Raw genomic sequence first — 19,703 nt, forward strand, 5'->3', positions numbered from 1 at the left:
ATTAACGTTATTATCCTATAAATAAGGTTACAACGATAAATATATTTGTAATTTATTGTACATAGATTTAAGCTAAATACATGGTCAGACCTCTTTATTTTTATCTTTAGGTTTTTATTTTTTAAAAGGAAAATTAATGGAACAATTTACATGGTTCATTTATGCCGTTATTTTAACCGGCTTCATGGCATACACCCGTGCTGCGCTCTCAACTTTCACCTTAAGTTTTGCCGCGTTAATGGCGGTAGGTACTATCTTTGATGCACTGTCATTTTTCAGTTGGATAATATTTGCAATCATTGCATTGCCCTTGAATATATCTGACTTTAGAAAGCAGTATATTACTCACCCTTTACTAAAAATGTTCAGATCTATCATGCCGCAAATGTCGAGAACTGAGCAAGAGGCTATCGACGCTGGTACGACATGGTTTGAAGCAGAGCTATTTCGTGGTAACCCTGATTGGAAAAAACTACATAACTATGAAACACCCCGCTTAAGCGTTGAAGAGCAAAGTTTTTTAAATGGTCCCGTAGAAGAAGTTTGTAAGATGACCGATGATTGGCAAACGACTCATGTCGATGCTGATTTATCACCAGAAGTTTGGCAGTTTTTGAAAGATAATAAATTCTTTGCAATGATTATCAAAAAGAAATATGGCGGCTTAGAGTTTTGTGCCTATGCACAGTCACGAGTTTTACAAAAATTATCAGGGGTGAGTGCCGTACTAGCAAGCACCGTTGGAGTTCCTAATTCTTTAGGCCCAGGTGAATTATTACAACTTTACGGCACAAAAGAGCAGCAAGACCATTACCTTCCTCGTTTAGCGGTTGGTGATGAAATTCCCTGCTTTGCGTTGACTAGTCCGGAAGCCGGTTCAGATGCTGGTGCGATCCCCGATGAAGGCATTATTTGTCACGGTGAGTTTGAAGGTAAAGAAGTGCTTGGTATGAGATTAACTTGGGACAAACGTTACATTACGCTAGCGCCCATTGCCACAGTACTAGGTTTGGCTTTTAAACTAAAAGACCCTGACCATTTACTGGGTGAAACGGTTGATTTAGGCATTACCTGTGCATTGATCCCTACAGACTTAGAGGGTGTTATCACTGGCCGTCGTCATTTCCCACTTAATGTTCCTTTTCAAAATGGTCCAACACAAGGTAATGGTGTCTTTGTGCCGCTTGACTATATTATTGGTGGCGCAGAAATGGCAGGTCAAGGCTGGCGCATGCTTATGGAGTGTTTGTCTGTTGGCCGTGCGATCACACTTCCTTCTAATAGTGCTGGTGGTATAAAGTCACTTGCACTTGCTACAGGTGCTTACAGTAGAATTCGTCGTCAGTTCAAGATCCCTATCGGTAAAATGGAAGGTATTGAAGAACCCCTCGCTCGCATTGGTGGCAATGCTTATTTAATGGATGCGGTAACTACCATGTCTACAGGTGCTATCGATTTAGGTGAGAAACCTTCGGTAATTTCAGCCATTATAAAATATCATTTAACTGAAAAGATGCGTATTTGTGTTAACGATGCAATGGACATTCACGGCGGTAAAGGTATTTGTATGGGCGAAGGTAACTACCTTGCTCGTGCCTATCAAGGTGCTCCGATTGCAATAACCGTTGAAGGCGCAAATATTCTGACACGTAGTTTAATTATTTACGGACAGGGAGCTATTCGTTGTCATCCTTACGTTTTAGCGGAGTTAGCCGCAGCAAACCAAACTGATGATGTTATTGCATTAAAAGAATTCGATCACGCCTTGTTTGGCCATATTGGCTTTGCCATTAGCAATGTTGTCCGCAGCCTTTGGTTTTCATTAACGGGCGCTAGAATTTTAAAGGCACCTTTTCGAGACGAAACCTCTCGTTACTATCAGTTGCTCACTCGCTTTAGTAGTAACTTAGCTATGCTATCAGACATATCGATGCTGACACTGGGTGGCGATTTGAAGCGCAAAGAGAGAATTTCGGCGCGTTTAGGTGATGTACTTAGCCATTTGTATTTGTCTTCGGCAACCTTAAAGCGTTTTAACGACGAAGGTCGTCAGCAAGATGACCTACCGCTTGTACAATGGGCACTTGAAGATAGCTTGTATGAAACACAGCAAGCTATTGACGCGTTGATCAGTAACTTTCCTAATAAGATAGTGGCACTGTTCCTAAGAGCTATGATCTTTCCAGTGGGCAAATGGTTGAAAAAACCTTCTGATATTACCGACCATAAAGTTGCACAGATATTACAAACACCTGGTAAAGCTCGAGAACGCTTAGGACAAGGTCAATATTTAAGCCGAGATCCAGAAAATGTTTTAGGTCAACTTGAGCAAACGTTAGATGACATTATTGCTTGTGAACCAATATTTAAGAAGATTTGTCAGGCTATTGGTGAAGATCTGCCTTTTTATGCCCTCGATGAAGTTGCTAAAAAAGGCTTAGCCGTTAATGTTATTAACGCTGTAGAAGCCGAGTTGTTATGCAAGGCTGAATTGGGCAGAAAAGCCGCTATCAATGTAGATGACTTTGACTCTGACGAATTAAGAGCACAGTCCGCTAGTCATTAATTTATCAACACGCCATAGAAATCGCCTACAAGGATGTAGGTTTCAATGTGTTTAAAACCGTATTATCATCATAAATGAGCCCAGCAACCGTGTTGGACTCATTTTTTTTTCGTTAATGTCTTCACAAACTTTATAATTCTAGCGCTCACCTATTACTTTTTGTAACAAAAAATGCTGAAAATTTTCCTGCCTAGATTGAAATACCATTAAAAATAAGTTAACTTTATGTTAACTAAAATTATACGACAAAATAATATGTTTTCGACTAAGGAAAGCCCCACTGTAAAAAGACGGAGCAAAGGTGAACAAACACGTTTACTGATATTACAATCAGCCATTGAAGTATTAGCAAAAAATGGAATAAAAGGCACGACTCATCGAGCCATCGCTAGTCATGCTAATATTCAACTCTCTCTTACCACCTATTATTTTAAAGATATACAAGAGTTAGTTCATCAAGCATTTACCTTGTGTTCTTCACAAATCACCACAAAAACAAGCTTAGCTTGGCAGCCTGCCGTTGAACTACTCGCCAATGTAAATAAAACAAGTTTACGTAAAATAAGTGAAAAAGAAAATTTACGTAATAAACTTGCCATAATGGCGACCCAATACTTAGTAAAAAGAATAATAGACTCACCCGTAGAGCTCGCTGTTCAACAATTACTCTTTACCGAAGTACGCGTAAACCGTAAATTAGCCCCTTTAGCTGAGATACACCGTGCGGCCTCGTTAAAACCCATTATTAAGTTATGCGAATTTTTTAATGCTCATGACCCACATATCGATGCTGATATTATTGCGACGGTCTTTACACAAATAGAATACCGCAATATCAATGTGCCTGTTGAGCAATTAGATACCGATAACATTCAAGCCATCGTTAGCCGAGTCATTGGTTATGCGATGAACTTAAAAAGTTTAGCACTTACCTCTTAACAGATAATTATCTGATTGTTTTGTAGATGAGCTGTAAATGTTGTAAATTTGTTTCTATATCTGGTCGTACCAATAAAGCTATAAGACTCAATAACAACAATAAGGTTTAAATATGCCATACCAAGCATTACTCACAAAACACAGTCAGTATTTTGATACTAATGTCACTCGAGATATTTCATGGCGTAAACAGCAACTACAAGCCATAAAAAAACTTGTTATTGAAAACGAAAAAGATATTTTACAGGCTTTACAAGATGACCTTGCAAAACCGACTCTAGAAGCTTGGATCACTGAAATATCATACATAACCAGTGATGTTGACCACACGTGCAAACACCTCAATAAATGGGCTAAACCAAGGGGCGTTAGTACCCCCATAGTGGTACAACCGGGGAAATCATTTATTAAACCCGAGCCACAAGGCACTGTATTAATTATTGGCGCGTGGAATTATCCTTTACAATTAGTATTGGCCCCTTTAATTGCCGTTATTGCTGCCGGTAATTGTGCCATCATCAAGCCTTCAGAGCTTGCTCCTGCTATTTCTGCACTTATTGGCCAACTTATTCCTAAGTATTTAGATAATAACGCCGTTAGTGTGGTTGAAGGCGGTGTTACAGAAACAACCGCATTACTTACCTTAAACTTTGATCACATTATGTATACTGGCAATGGTCAAGTCGCTCGTATTGTCATGGCCGCAGCAGCAAAGCACTTAACGCCGGTGACATTAGAGCTTGGCGGCAAAAGTCCTGTTTACGTCGATGAAAGTGCCGATTTAACAATAACAGCACAGCGTATTGCTTGGGGCAAGTGGATGAATGCAGGGCAAACCTGTATAGCGCCTGACTATTTATTAGTAAAAGAAAACCTAGTTGAGCCATTAACACTAGCGTTGAAAGCTCAAATAACCGCTATGTTTGGTGAAAACCCAAAAAATAGTGATAGCTATGGCCGTATAATTAACCAACGTCATTGTCAGCGTATAGCCGATTATTTTAATGATGGTAAAATTTTGGTTGGCGGTGAAAGCGATATTGAAAGCTGCTATATCGCGCCAACTATTATCATTAATCCTGCTTTAGATAGTCCTTTAATGACAGAAGAGATTTTTGGCGCCATTTTACCTATTGTCACTATTGAAAATTTTGATCAAGCAAAATCATTTGTCAAACAAAGAGAAAAACCACTTTCTGCTTATATCTTTAGCCGTAACAACGAGCAAGTAGCACAATGGGTAAATGAAATAAGTTCGGGGAGTCAATGTATTAACGATGTCATCATGTTTAATGCTGTACCTGATTTACCTTTTGGTGGCACTGGCCCTAGCGGTATTGGCCAATATAGTGGCAAAGCCGGTTTTGATAATTTTAGTCATCTAAAGTCAGTACTCAAACGCCCTTTTATTAAAGATATCCCGGTACGCTTCGCACCTTATTCAAAATGGAAACTTAAATTCTTACGTTTCATCCGATAAAAATCTACCTAAATGTTTCTCAGAGGATGAAAAATCTTACATCCTCTGCCACCATTTTTAATCTATCTACTCACTAAAGATAATAAAAACAAAAACGCTTTTATCTGCTCGTATCTAGTCTAGCTAGCTGGTTTAATTGCCCCAGTTAGATGATAGTGTGAATAGACATGACTAATTAGATTTTCAGACACTAAATGAGATTGAAGAATTTTTCTTATATTCACTAATGCCACACTGAAGACACTAGGCTTCAAAGCGCTAACGTCAGCTTCACTAATAAAGCGGTCATTAGCATCGAAGATAACCTTGTGACTTCTGTTAGCCCAGCCTGTGTGAAAACTAATTATTGTAAGTTTTCATTATTGAGGGTTTATATCAGCTATTTAGAAGGCTTCGCGTAGCGAAGCCGATATTTATGAATATCCATGCTTTATATTTTTTATTCGTTCAAAATTGCTGATATTGGCTCCTATTTGAAACATATTTGGGTCTTTTAAGGAAAGAGTTACCTCTTACGGCAACATCACTTCCTTCATCAACTTTTCTATTCCAAATATATTGAGCATTCTTTTTAAATTATACGCCAATACATGCAGGTTCAATTCTGTACTGACATTTTTAAACCCTCTTGTTAAAAGGTGCGTGGCTCCTGCCCACAACTTAATCGTACCAAAGGGATGTTCAACCGTTTGTTTTCGTTGAAGCATCGCATCAGGCGTTGCTTTGAGCAAGGCTTCCATTTTTTCCATATCAGCTTCATGGATCCAACGTCTCATTCTTCTTGGGTCTTTTTTAGAACGGGTACATTGGCTTCGGATAGTGCAATTTTTACAAGCCATACCATTGAAGTAAATTTTGATATCTAACCCTCCTTCTATCGCATTGAATCGATGTTGAAGCTCATTGCCCGCAGGGCAAATATAAACATCATTATCTTGATTATATTCAAACAGTGACTTGTTAAAAATTCCCTTCTTTTCTGAGCCTGATGTATCGGTTTTTGGTACAAGCGTCGATACACCTAAATCTTGAGTATCTTTAATATCTTGTCGGCTGTAATAACCCTTATCTGCCAATATTGTTGTAACACTTTTCCCTAACGCTTTAAGTGTCAGTTTGGTCATATTGCACAACTGCCCCCTATCTGTTGTATTGGTGACTTCGTGAGCAACAATTAAATGATGTTTAGTATCGACAGCGCTTTGTATGTTATAGCAAATCGCTCGTGTCATGCCCTGTGTTTTCATCAAGCGAGAATCAGGATCGACTGTTGATACTTGTTTATCAGGATGATTATTGACGGCTAATTCCATCTCTTTTAGTTCAACGAGGTGTTGTTTTAAGAAATCTAATTTAGATTCAATATTAGCAATGTATTGTGATGTGTTCTCTTGTGAATCTGACTGTTCAAGCTTCAAAAAATAATTATTAATATGCTTTTCTACTCGCTCAATATGAGACTTCATTTTACTTGGAGTGTAGTTTTTATCTTTGTTGTTGGATGCCTTAAACTTACTACCATCTATAGCAACAGTCGCTTCACTAAACATATTGAATTTATGGCACATTTGAACGAAGGTTTTACAGGTGTTTTTAATTCCACTGTGGTTATCTTTTCTAAAGTCAGCAATCGTTTTAAAGTCTGGGGATAAACGCTCCGTGAGCCACATAAGTTCAACATTACGTTGTGTTTCTCGCTCTAGACAGCGTGATGACTGAATTCGGTTTAAATAACCATAGATATAAATTTTGAGTAATATGGCGGGGTGATAACCAGGTCGGCCAGTTGCTTTAGATTGAACACCTTTGAAACCAAGGTTTTCTAAATCTAAACCATCGACAAATACATCAATTACTCTAACAGGATTTTCTTTAGCGACAAAATCTTCAAGCATTTCTGGAAAGAGGGTTGCTTGGGAGCGAGATAAACCTTTAATATGACGTGACATACAGCCAACATATAATCAATTAACCTAATGAATATTATAGCAAATATTGAGTGATATATTATCTTGTTTTGAGATTGATTGATCATAAGTATCCGGTGCTTATTCGAAAAAGTGATCAAAACGTTTTCACACAGGCTGAGCCATTACCTGACATTAGCTTTTGAGTTAAAAACGGCAGTTCAGAGATTCTAAAGCTTCATTTTCCACTTAAAGAATCCATCTATGCACAACAGAATTTATACCTAAAATTTTTACATGGCGTTAGATCTAAAATCTCCAAAGCGGACATTATAATTATTCAAGTTTCAAACGAATTTAGAGTATTAAATCTAAGGCGGTTTCGCCCCCTTTGTGCCATAGAATCCTCTAATCAGGTGGTCAGTTAACAATGCATATTCTTCATCGTCTATGCTGCCATTTAAAACCAACAACTAACAAAGTGATTCATAGATAATTTATTAAACTAAGTCAGAGTTTATTATCCCTGCTCTATTATTAAACAGCGCTCACCCAATGTTTAGATACTGAACATGTATTAACGAGAAGAATTTTTCGTTACCTAAATATAATTACAGATCAGTAAACCCACACCCAATTCATTCGTTAATTTACGCTAACTGAAGTTACCATTTCATGGGCGAGTTCTTTAATTGAGTAGCCCTTTATGGCTATCCCAGCTTGTATCACAGCCTGAGGTAATGTTGAGTCTTCGCAACTACTAGGGCTTTGCACTAAAACACGTCCACCCCTGTCTTTAATCGCCTTCAAGCCTTGTACGCCGTCATGACCTCCCCCCGTCAATATAATACCTAATGCCTGCTCCCCATAGTTATCAGCACCTGACTCCATAAGCACATCAATAGAAGGGCGAGCATGTTCAATTGCAAAATCTGTTGATAGTGCAAAATGCGCGTCTTCTACGAGTAAATGATAATCTGCTGGAGCAATAGTCACGGTTGAATGTTTGATCGGTTGTTTATCTAATGCTTCATGTACGGTCAATGACGTATGTTTTTGAAGGCTCTCAACTAGGTAGTCAAATTCAATAGATGATCGGTGAATAACAACAGCAATGGGTATCGAAAAATTATCAGGTAGTTGCGAAAAAAGCTGACCTAAAGCTTTTAAGCCGCCTAAACTTGTGCCAATAAAAATCATTTTTATTGGCATTAATCTATCCTTTGATAAATTCTGTTAGGCCCGTCTAACTCTTTATATTTATGTTCTAATGGCGTAAATTGTAAGGTTTCTTTATTGCCTAAAATTAAAATCCCAAAACGGCATAAACTGTTATGTAATAAAAGAAGTACTCTATCACGTAGCGCTTCATTAAAATAAATCATCACATTACGGCACATAATCACGTTGAACTCGTTAAATGAACCATCAATTGTAAGGTTATGCCTTGAATAGACAATAGATTCACGTAGATGAGTCGCCAAAATAACGCTATCTTGCTGAGCGCTATAGTACTCAGAGAAAGACTTTAAACCACCTGCCTTTTGATAATTATCAGTGTACTCTTGCATAACACTTAATGGAAAAATACCCGCTTTAGCTTTTTTAATAATGGATTCATTGAAATCAGTAGCATAAATTTTACTGCGTTTCGTTAGCCCTTCTTCTTCCAACAAAATACTCATTGAAAGCGGCTCTTCGCCTGAAGAACAGCCTGCATGCCAAACACGAACACTAGGATAGGTATGAAGTAAAGGGATCACTTTTTTCCTGAATACTTGATACATCTTAGGATCGCGAAACATCGCAGTTACATTGATAGACAGGTTAAGCAGGAAGCGCTCCATCATCAGTCGATCATATAATATTCTTTCTTGCAGTGCGCTAATCGACGGTAAGCTTTCTAAATTAACCAAGTTTCTAATGCGGCGTTTTAAAGATGCACGAGCGTATTGTCGAAAATCAAAACCGTAATAGCGATAAACCCCCTCACAGAGCAGATCAATTTCTATCTCCTCCAAGAGGGCAAGCCGCGCTTGCTTAGTCGTTAACTGAGCAGCGCTTAAAGATTTATCATCTGTCACTTAGTTCCTCTCTTTATAAAGCCAAACACGCACTAAAGACAAGAGCTGCTCGGTATCAATAGGCTTAACAATATAATCAGATGCACCAGCATCCAAACATTTTTGCCTATCCTCCATCATCGCTTTTGCCGTAACGGCAATAATAGGTAGTGACTTAAACTTATCTATTTCCCGGATAGCTTGCATGGTTTGGTAACCGTCCATTTCGGGCATCATAATGTCCATTAACACGATTTCTATTTCAGGATGATTTTTAAGTTTTTCTATCGCCTCTTTACCACTTTCAGCATAAAGAGTAACGCAGTCATGCGCTTCAAATACAGAGGTAAGCGTAAAGATATTACGTACATCGTCATCAACAATAAGTAACGTTCGCCCCCAAAGCTGCGGGTCGTTTTCGTGCACTTGTTGTAACATCTGACGTTTAGATTCGGGCAAATTAGACTCAACTCTATGCAAAAACAAAGCAGTTTCATCAAGTAATCTCTCAGGAGACTTAACATTTTTAATGATTATGGTCTCAGCAACAGAATTTAGCTTAGTTTCTTCTTCTTCCGTTAGCTCTTTACCCGTATAAATAATAATAGGTAGACTGATGAGTTCAGGGTCTTTCTTGATCGTTTCAATCAATGATAAGCCACTTTCATCGGGCAATATTAAGTCTAATACCATACAATGGAATTTTTGCTTTTTAAGCGCTTCTCTAGCCTCTTTAACTGTGGCTACAGCAGTTATATGTACATCACCATTACCAATTAAATCTATAATAGCAGCTCGTTGTTTCTCGTTATCTTCTACCACTAATAGCTGTTTATGCTTTTGTTTCTGAAAAGAGTCAATGTGTAAAAAAATATCTTGCATCGAGCTATCGTTTAGCGGCTTTTGTAAAAAGGAAATGGCCCCTTGCTTAAGACTACGTTGAGTAACATCATCAACAGAGACTACATGTACCGGAATATGACGTATTTTTACATCATGCTTAATACGATCAAGTACTGTCCAGCCATTCATTATAGGTAGTTTAATATCAAGAATAATAGCATCAGGGCGATATTCTTGGGCGCACAACAAGCCGGCATCGCCTGTTGTTGCTACAACACCTTTAAAGCCTTTTTCGCGAGCGTTATCTAATAATATTTTAGCAAAACTAATGTCATCTTCAATAATCAATACAACTCGATCACCCGAAGAAATCAGAATACGATCATCCTCAACTTCTGCCATGGCATCTGACACGTATCTTGGTTTCATTTCAACCGAAGTGGCATGAGTGCCATCCCCCTCATTAACCGATAAACGGGCTAAAGGGTTTTCAATCATTTTAGGTATAAGCGGTTTTTCGGTAGTACTTGGCCCGCTATAATCAGGGAACAAGTTATCATTAGTTACGGGGCTATCAGGATAAGTGTTCGGGATGTATAAGGTAAATGTGCTACCTTTACCTTCTTCACTCTGTAATACAATTTCACCTGCCAGTAAATGGGCTATTTCTCTGCTGATAGACAAGCCTAGCCCTGTGCCACCGTATTTACGACTGGTGGTGCCATCTGCCTGCTGAAATGCCTCAAAAATCACATTATGTTTATCCGCAGGAATACCTATACCACTGTCTGAAACACTAAACGCAATAACAGTAGATGCTTCGTTCAAGTTCCTATTACGTGCATTCCAACCTGTCTGTACGTATTGAATGTTAAACTTAACTTGCCCTTTGTTTGTAAATTTAATCGCATTAGACAAGAAGTTTTTAATCACTTGTTGCAAGCGTTTTTCGTCTGTCATTATTGTTTTAGGCAATGCAGGGTCTAGCTCTGTCTTAAACGTAACGCCTTTATTTTCAGCCATTTGCTGGAAGCCACGAACAGCCCAATTCTGAATCCGTTGTAAAAATATATCGCCAACTTGGACAGACATTTTACCGGCTTCTATTTTCGCCAAATCCAAAATTTCGTTAATTAATTCCAACAATTCGATACCTGAGTCATGGATTGTAGTAACTTTCTCAATTTGTTTAGCAGTCAGGTTCTTATCAATGTTTTTACGTAAGCCGTCAGACAATACCATCAAGCTATTCAATGGCGTTCTTAACTCGTGAGACATATTAGCTAAAAATTCAGATTTATATTTAGACGACACCGCTAGCTGTTGTGCTTTTTCTTCTAATTCCATTTTAGCACTTTCAACTTCATGCTTTTGATCCGCTAATACTCTAGATTTTTCTTCTAGTTCTTCGTTAGTTTGCTGTAACTCTTCTTGCTGAGTTTGTAACTTACTTTCAGACTCTTGCAAGCTTTTGGCTTGCGTTTCGAGTTTAACATTGGTGACTTTCAGTTCTTCTTGCTGTGTTTCCAGCTCTTCAGAAAGTGTCTGAGATTCTGTCAGTAATTTTTCTGTTTTTGTACTGGCAACAACCGCATTGGCAACAATGCCTAAGCTCACCATTAATTGATCTAGAAAACTAAGTTCTATCTCAGAAAACGGATGAAAGGAGCCTAGCTCTACTACACCAATCAAAGCGTTCTCAAATAACACTGGTAGCACCACAACATTCAGTGGTTCCGAATGCCCTAAGCCCGATCGTACCTGAATATAGTCTTTAGGCACGTTGTGTACCATAATGCGTTTTTTCTCAAGTGCAGCTTGTCCAACCAAGCCTTGGCCAATTTCAAACTCATTAGAAACAGACTTGCGTTCATGGTAAGCGTAACTTGCCAGCATGATAAGTTTAGGCTCATCTATCGTCGAATCGACAGTTTTATTTAATGCGTAAAACACGCCGTGTTGTACTTCAAGCACGGGGCAGACTTTCGTTATCATAACGTCCGCTAAGCTTTGTAAATTATTGTTGCCTTGCATCAATCGGCCAAAATCAGATAAATTGGTTTTTAACCAATCTTGCGAGTTATTGGTATCTGAGGTGTCTTTTAATGTTCTGATCATTTGATTCAGACCATTCTTAAGCGTTTCAACTTCACCTTTTGCCGCAACATCGATATTACCGGCTAAATCACCATCGGTTACATCCGTTACAACCGTTAAAATGGCTCGAATTTGTCGGGTTAAGTTATCGGCTAATTCATTAACGTTATCGGTCAATTCTCGCCAGACGCCCTCTGCTTTCGGCACATCAGCTTGGCCGCCTAAGTTGCCCTCGGTGCCCACTTCTTTTGCCACATAGGTCACTTGGCTAGCAAACTGCGACAAGGTTTCTGTCATTAAGTTAATGGTATTTTTAAGTTGCAATACTTCGCCTTGGGCTTCAACAGAGATTTTCTGTTCTAAATCCCCCTCTGCCACAGCAGAGATAACCCGCGCGATATCTCTTACTTGGTCTGTCAGGTTTTTCGCTAATTTATTCACGTTTAAGGTCAAGTCGCCCCATACACCTGTTACACCTTTCACTTCAGCTTGTCCGCCAAGTTTACCTTCAGTGCCTACTTCTTGTGCAACACGGGTTACTTCTGAGGCGAACTGTGCCAAGCGATCAACCATGGTATTAATCGTATCTTTCAGCTCTAAAATTTCACCTTGAGCATCTACCGTAATTTTCTGGTTTAAATCTCCTTCTGCCACCGCTGTTGCAATCGAGGTAATATTACGCACTTGGTTAGTTAAGTTGTCGGCCATGGCGTTAACATTGTTAGTTAAGTCTCGCCAAACACCTGAGACCCCTTTAATTTCGGCCTTACCACCCAATTTACCTTCGGTTCCTACTTCGCGAGCAACACGCGTAACTTCAGATGAAAATTGCGTTAAACTGTCAACCATGGTGTTGAGCGTTTCTTTAAGTTCGAGAATTTCACCTTGTGCAGTCACGGTAATTTTCTGGCTTAAATCACCATTTGCTACAGCAGTCGCAACGGTCGAAATATTACGTACTTGATTAGTCAGGTTGTCTGCCATGGTGTTTACGTTGTTCGTAAGGTCTTGCCATACACCCGCAACATCATCCACATTGGCTTTGCCACCTAATACGCCATCAGTACCTACTTCTTGAGCAACCCGGGTAACCTCTGATGAAAACTGGGAGAGTTTTTCAACCATGGTGTTAAGGGTATTCTTTAGTTCAAGTACTTCACCTTTTACTTCAACCGTTATTTTCTCGCTTAAATCACCATTAGCAACCGCCGTTGCTACCTTAGCGATATTACGTACTTGGCTGGTTAAGTTACTCGCCATACCGTTTACATTATTGGTTAACTCTTGCCAAATACCTGACACATCAAGCACTTGTGCTTGCCCACCTAATTGTCCATCGGTTCCTACTTCCCTAGCAACACGGGTTACTTCAGATGAGAATTGGCTTAAGCGATCAACCATAGTGTTAATGGTACTTTTTAATTCGAGTACTTCGCCTTGTGCGTCAACGGTAATTTTTTGTGATAAATCTCCACTTGCTACTGCTGTAGCAACCATAGCAATATTACGTACTTGCCCCGTTAAGTTATCGGCCATGGAGTTAACGTTATTCGTTAACTCTTGCCAAACACCTACAACGTCTTTAACTTCAGCTTTACCGCCTAATTTACCTTCTGTTCCAACTTCACGCGCAACTCGTGTTACCTCTGATGAGAATTGCGTTAATCTGTCTACCATTGTATTAATGGAATTTTTTAATTCTGATACTTCACCTTTTACATCAACCGTTATTTTTTGACTCAAATCACCGTTTGCTACCGCTGTTGCTACCGTAGTGATATTACGTACTTGGCTGGTTAGGTTGTCTGCCATATCGTTTACGTTTTCTGTTAATTCTCGCCAAACACCAGCTAAATCAGGTACATCGGCTCGTCCGCCTAATTCCCCATCACTGCCTACTTCACGAGCTACTCGGGTAACCTCTGAAGAAAACAGTGCTAACCGGTCTACCATGGTATTGAGCGTATTTTTAAGTTCTAACACTTCGCCTTGTGCGTCCACTGTAATTTTTCTGCTCAAATCCCCGTTGGCTACCGCAGATGCAACAGTGGCAATATTACGTACTTGGTTGGTCAAATTATCAGCCATGGTGTTTACATTATTAGTCAGTTCTTGCCATACACCTGACACATCCCTTACATCAGCATTTCCACCCAACTTACCAGACGTTCCTACATCTTGGGCAACCCTTGTTACCTCTGAAGAAAACTGTGTAAGGCGCTCTACCATGGTATTCAATGTATTTTTCAGCTCAAGTACTTCGCCTTTAGCTTCTACACTTATTCGTTGTGTCAAATCACCATTTGCCACGGCTGTGGCTACCGTTGTAATATTTCGCACCTGATTGGTTAAGTTATCTGCCATACCGTTAACGCTGCTGGTTAACTCTAGCCACACGCCAGAAACCCCTTTGATACGTGCTTGGCCACCTAATATTCCGTCGGTACCCACTTCTAAAGAAACACGTATTACTTCAGTCGAAAAAGCATTCAAAAGGCCAATCATCTGGTTGGTGGTTTTGGCCACTCTTAGAAAGTCTCCTTTAAGTGGACGGCCTTCTATTTCAAGCGACATGGGTTCAGTGAGATCGCCTTTTGCAATAGAGTTAACAACCCGACCAAATTCGCTGAAAGGCTCTGCCATTCCATCAATCGTTCCATTATAGGCATTAACCGTTTCTGCCCAATGACCCGTTGCGGCATTAATAGAAACGCGTTGGCTTAATTTACCTTCACGGCCAACAGCTTTTCCTACACGCGTGAACTCTTTGAATAATAGCTGGTTAAGTTCAATAGATTCATTTAATGCTCTGGCTATTTCACCAGCGATACCTGTTTGAGTGTCGGGTAACCGAGCTGAAAAATTACCATTACGGTATGCGCGCAATACTTTAAGGAGCGCTTTGTGATCAATAACTTCTGATTCATCTTTCCAGGCCTGTAGCGCTTTAAGGATGTCTTTTGAACTGAACTCTTGTGCATTCATTCGGTTAATTCCCAGTGTTTCTATTATGTATTAAAAAGTAAACAGCCGCTTTAATTGGTGTGCAATGCTCTGTTGCTAAAAGAATTTTTGCGAAGATGAACGGATCCAACCATCAACAAAACATCCAAACAATAGCGCAAGCTTATCAATATTTGACGTTTTTTGAATATAAGCATTGGCACCCAATGCAATACATTCGTCGTAGTCGCGCCTAGAACTTGAACCCGACATCATAATGATAGGTATCGCTTTAGTTTGGGCATTGGCTCGTAAGGTTTTCAGTAGCTCTTTGCCATCAATTCCAGGTAAGCCAATATCTAAAATGATAAGTCCTGGGGTATTACCCCTTGATTAGAGTTGACCCAATCTAACAACTCATGCCCTGTTGCTATTTGGTGATACCCACTGGTATAGCCAATTTTCTCTAACAATATGTTCATCACCCTGACATCACATACATCATCTTCACCATGAAGAATAAAAAAGTCACCATAATTTTCTTTCATTAATTTTTCCGTTTAATTATTGAATATTTTTGGGCTTATAAAGGTAGCGATATAACAAAAGATGAACCTTTACCGAGTTCAGATTCTGCGTGAATCGATCCATTGTGTTGTTCAACCACTGTTTTACAAATAGACAAACCTATACCGCTGCCTTCAAAATTCTCTTTTGTTACTAAGCGGCGGAATGGTTCAAATATTTTATCAACCTGAGTAATATCAAAACCAATGCCATTGTCTGCCACGGTGATCACATAGTTGGTTTTATCAATTGCATGGGTAATGGCAATATGTGGTGTCTCTTTATCAATATATTTACAGGCATTGCCAATCAGGTTTTGCATCAAATGAGTGAGTAATGACTTATCGCCTTTAATTTCAGGAAAATCGTCATGTTCAACCTGTATATTATTCTCTTTAATTGTAGGCTCAAAAGTACTTAAAACAGAGTCAATAATCGCCGTCATATTGACTTTGGAGAGCCGTTTTTTTTCTGATGTTACTCTGGCATAAGTAATGATGTCGTCAACCAACTCTGTCAAACCTAGCGTACTGTCTTTAATGCCTTTAATTTCTTTATGCATAGCCTCTGCGTCATTCTTTTCTAGCGCTTGCTGTAAGAACATCAGATAATTTTGAATGTGCCTAATAGGCGCTTTAATATCGTGTGAAACAATATAAGCAAACTTTTCCAATAATTCATTTGAGCGACCTAATGCTAAGGCTTGCTGTTGGAGTTGGATTTCCACCTCTTTTTGTTTAGTGAAGTCGATTAAAACACCTATCAACTTAGTCTGCTTTGTTTTTTCATCAACCGCTATTTCACCTTTACAAACCATCCAAATTTCATTGCCATCAGCTTTTATAAAGGGTAATACCTCTTGAATATTAACTTTGTTAGCATTTACTTGTTTTATAATACTTTTAACATCAGCAACATGTTCACCCAATAATTGCGCTATATCTGGGTGTTCGTCACTGTAACCCAAGCGTTGAGAAACTTTTTCAGAGAAAAAAGTAACGTCCGTATCAAAGTTCCATTCAAAGTAACCATCTGAAATAGCATCTAATGTGTTATTAAACCTATTTTGTGTTTGCTCTAACGCTGTTTGAGACGTTCTTAGCTTCGTTATATTACTAAAGGTTATAATTACACCATGAAGGTCTATATCATCTTCATTTGGCTTTCTGCTTATTGGCTTATGAGAGCTTATTCGCATGAGATAAACTAACCCATCGTCATCAACCACCTCTTTTTCAATTATCTTTCTTTCTCTAAAAACGGCTTGAACGTCTTCTCGAATCTCTTGAACAAGCCGTCCAGAGGTTCCTGAAAATGGCTTATGAAAATCATTTTCAATTAAATTAAACAACTCAGCAGCTAAAGGAGAATACTTACGTATTCTTAGGTTATGATCAAGAAATAAAATACCTAAATTGGCTGATTCTATTGTGCTTCTTTCATCAGACTCTAGCTCATCTCGTTCTATTTCTTTCTGCTGAAATTCTGCATTAACACTAAACAACTCTTCGTTTACCGATTGCAATTCTTCATTGGTACTTTGTAACTCTTCATTCGAGGCCATTAGCTCTTCATTTGAGGCTTGCAGTTCTTCATTACTACTTTCAAGCTCTTCTACAGTAACTTGTAGTGTTTCTTGCGCATAAATAAGTTCTTCTTCTAATTCTTTAACACGTAAGTCAGTATAAGCAGATGTAACCTCGTTTAGCTCTATATGTTCTGAGCTCATTACATTCAAGCTGTTGTCTTGATGCTCTGAGTTATGTGACTCTGAAAGTGAAATTATAATGTAATTTAAATCAGCCGGAGAGTCAGAAAGAACATGCATTTCAATATCAACTGCGTCAAACCCATTAAACCCTTTAATTTCTTTAGCTTTAACCGGTTTATAGGATTTTCCTATACGGTAGATCATTTGTGTTAAAACAATTTTAGCTTGCTCACCAACCAGCGCCGTAATATTTAAAGACGCGGCTCCAAACTTAAGAGACAAGTACTTACCTGCATCACCAAAGGTATGGAGGATATTTCCTTGCTCATCAATGAGTACACTAGTGGGGACATATTTTTGCAGAAGAACATCTAACGCTTTCTTACTTTTAAGGCTCATCTGAGTATTATCAAGTTCTCCACCATTACGATTAATTCTTATAGGAGCTTGAGTTCTTACTGTGAGTGGTATTGGTACATTTCCTTGATTCGTTCTCGTTTTTCTAAATAGTCTGTTCTTAGGGTCTACCTCCTCAAAATCACCAGAGTGCGAACCAATGGCTTCGCTTGACCCCATAAATAACAAGCCCTTATTCAATAATGAAAAAGACAATAAACTCAACACGCGCTGTTGCCCTGTATTATTAAAATAAATCAATAAATTTCGACATGAAACAAGGTGTGTACGAGTGAATGGAGGATCTTTTAAAAGATTATGCTGAGCAAAAATAACAGGCTTACGAATTTCTGATGTAACTTGGTACTTTCCAGACGGTAATAAAGTAAAAAAACGTTTCTTGTACTCTTCATCCAGTCTTTCTACATTTTCTTCGCTGTATATACCAGTAGCAGCAAACTGGATTGATTTATTATGAATGTCGGTGGCAAATATTTTAAAAGGCTTATTGCCATTAGGATCATTTTCCATGGCAGTAGTCATCATCATAGACATGGTATATGCCTCTTGACCTGATGCGCATGCTGATACCCAAATTCGGATCTCTGGGTCATCTTTAAACTGAGCTAATAATTTAGGTATTCTTGATTTTAATGACGAAAAAGCTTCAGGATCACGGAAAAACTCTGTTACCCCAATGAGTAAATCATAATAAAGTGATTCTAATTCCTCATGATTACTTAAAAGAATATTGATGTATTCTTTTAATGTTTTCGTTTTTTGGTAAGTGAGTCTACGTTCGAGGCGTCGAGTAATGGTTGATGGTTTATACTGCGAAAAATCTAGATCAAACCTATTATTAAGTAATATAAGAATTTCTGAAAATTCACTAACTTCAGCGTCAAAATGTCCTAGGGCTAACTGTTCAGCTACCTTTTCAGTACGCAGTGAATATTTCATAAGTGCGTCAGGCATCGATTCAGGAGGAAGAACTGAATCAACTTTATTGGTTTTAATTGCGTTTTGAGGCATTGAATCAAATTTGCAACTTTCAGGTTGTTGTGCAATGACAAACCCACCACTGTCATGTACTTTTGTAATACCTTTAGTACCATCTGAACCCGTGCCTGAAAGCACAATAGCGATGCTTTTTTCCTGATACGTTTCTGCCATTGATCTAAAAAACGTATTAATAGGTAGGTTAATAACTTCTGTGTTTTCTCTATCGGTTAAATAAAGCTTACCGTTCGCAGCAATCATTTCTTTTTTAGGAGGTAATAGGTAAATAGTATCGGCTTCAATGGCTATTTGATCTGTCGCTACTTTAATCGGGATCATGGTCTTACGTGCAAGCAATTCGTGCATCATACTTTTATAGTCTGGCGATAAATGTTGTATAACGATGAAAGCCATGCCCGTTTTAAATGGCATATTTATAAACAACGACTCTAGGGCTTCTAAGCCGCCCGCAGATGCACCAATACCAACCACATAATTTGGTATTTTGATCTCACTGAGGTTGTCACCATTTATCTCATCTAGACTGAGCATTTTCTCTTTGTCCCTCGCATGAGAGATCTCTTCGTCGCTTTTAGTCGCTTTCTGCTTATCACTTTCCATTGTTGATTTCCATCCACACTGTTTGTAGGTTTTTGAGCTTACTCGATACTTTTAATAAGGTTTCTTTTTGATCCGGAGAGTTATTCTTGTTGGCAATGAGTGCTTCAATAGGATCAATTAAGTCTACCTCGAGCTTTTTCAAATGACCTTCTATTTGCTCAATGGATTTAATACGCAACGCTTGTTGTACAATAAAATCGACTTTACGGTATAACGTTTCAGGTTCAATGGGTTTCAGTAAAAAATCCACTGCGCCATATTTATAAGCTCTAAGGGTTTCATTCTCGCTAAATATTTTTCCGGTGATCATAATAACAGGAACTTTTGTATGGGTAGGCGCATTACGGAGTGTTTTTAAAAACTCGAAACCGTCCATTTCAGGCATGCTAACGTCAAGTAATACACAGTCAATTGACTCTTTCAACATGATCAGCAAGGCTTCTCTAGCTGACGTTGCTTTAATAATACTAGCGTTGATCCCGGAAAGAACATCTTCCAGAGCGAGTAAACTTGATATTTGGTCGTCTACTGCCAATATTTTAATTGTGCTCACGTATTCCCTTATATATTT

The 19,703-nt window shown here is 38.7% G+C and carries 11 protein-coding genes; 3 read left to right on the forward strand and 8 right to left on the reverse strand.

Going from position 1 to position 19,703, the window contains the following annotated elements; translation table 11 throughout:
• The first annotated feature begins 136 nt into the window (after window positions 1-136).
• From fadE to A3Q34_RS02425, 3 genes are all read left to right on the forward strand, one after another.
• Entirely contained in the window at window positions 137-2,566 is a 2,430-nt protein-coding gene (gene fadE, locus A3Q34_RS02415) for an acyl-CoA dehydrogenase FadE (RefSeq protein ID WP_070373897.1), read from the forward strand.
• 225 nt (window positions 2,567-2,791) lie between these two features.
• Window positions 2,792-3,505 carry a TetR/AcrR family transcriptional regulator gene (locus A3Q34_RS02420; protein ID WP_070373898.1) on the forward strand — a complete coding sequence of 238 codons (714 nt, stop codon included), beginning with the start codon at window positions 2,792-2,794 and terminating at the stop codon, window positions 3,503-3,505.
• Window positions 3,506-3,617: 112 nt separating this feature from the next.
• A complete protein-coding gene (locus A3Q34_RS02425; RefSeq protein ID WP_070373899.1) occupies window positions 3,618-4,985 on the forward strand; it encodes an aldehyde dehydrogenase family protein in 1,368 nt (455 codons plus the stop codon).
• Window positions 4,986-5,497: 512 nt separating this feature from the next.
• On the opposite strand, the gene A3Q34_RS02430 is transcribed toward A3Q34_RS02425, so the two are convergent.
• From A3Q34_RS02430 to A3Q34_RS02460, 8 genes are all read right to left on the reverse strand, one after another.
• Complete coding sequence (locus tag A3Q34_RS02430; RefSeq protein WP_070373900.1) at window positions 5,498-6,934, reverse strand: IS1182 family transposase; 1,437 nt, start codon at window positions 6,932-6,934, stop codon at window positions 5,498-5,500.
• Window positions 6,935-7,537: 603 nt separating this feature from the next.
• Complete coding sequence (locus A3Q34_RS02435; protein ID WP_070373901.1) at window positions 7,538-8,104, reverse strand: chemotaxis protein CheB; 567 nt, start codon at window positions 8,102-8,104, stop codon at window positions 7,538-7,540.
• Window positions 8,104-8,976, reverse strand: coding sequence for a CheR family methyltransferase (locus A3Q34_RS02440; RefSeq protein ID WP_083277870.1), 873 nt, complete (start codon window positions 8,974-8,976; stop codon window positions 8,104-8,106). Before A3Q34_RS02440 ends, A3Q34_RS02435 begins: the two co-directional genes overlap by 1 nt.
• Entirely contained in the window at window positions 8,977-14,880 is a 5,904-nt protein-coding gene (locus A3Q34_RS02445; RefSeq protein WP_083277871.1) for a HAMP domain-containing protein, read from the reverse strand.
• 75 nt (window positions 14,881-14,955) lie between these two features.
• Window positions 14,956-15,207, reverse strand: a complete 252-nt coding sequence (locus A3Q34_RS19950; protein ID WP_083277872.1) for a response regulator — start codon at window positions 15,205-15,207, stop codon at window positions 14,956-14,958.
• A complete protein-coding gene (locus tag A3Q34_RS02450) occupies window positions 15,198-15,386 on the reverse strand; it encodes a hypothetical protein (protein ID WP_070373902.1) in 189 nt (62 codons plus the stop codon). The genes A3Q34_RS19950 and A3Q34_RS02450 overlap by 10 nt, the downstream gene beginning before the upstream one ends.
• A 35-nt stretch (window positions 15,387-15,421) precedes the next feature.
• Window positions 15,422-19,132, reverse strand: a complete 3,711-nt coding sequence (locus tag A3Q34_RS02455) for a chemotaxis protein CheB (protein WP_070373903.1) — start codon at window positions 19,130-19,132, stop codon at window positions 15,422-15,424.
• Window positions 19,122-19,685, reverse strand: coding sequence for a response regulator (locus A3Q34_RS02460; RefSeq protein ID WP_070373904.1), 564 nt, complete (start codon window positions 19,683-19,685; stop codon window positions 19,122-19,124). The genes A3Q34_RS02455 and A3Q34_RS02460 overlap by 11 nt, the downstream gene beginning before the upstream one ends.
• Window positions 19,686-19,703: the final 18 nt, after the last annotated feature.

It is taken from the genome of Colwellia sp. PAMC 20917, from assembly GCF_001767295.1.
In the GTDB taxonomy this organism is placed as follows: Bacteria; Pseudomonadota; Gammaproteobacteria; order Enterobacterales; family Alteromonadaceae; genus Colwellia_A.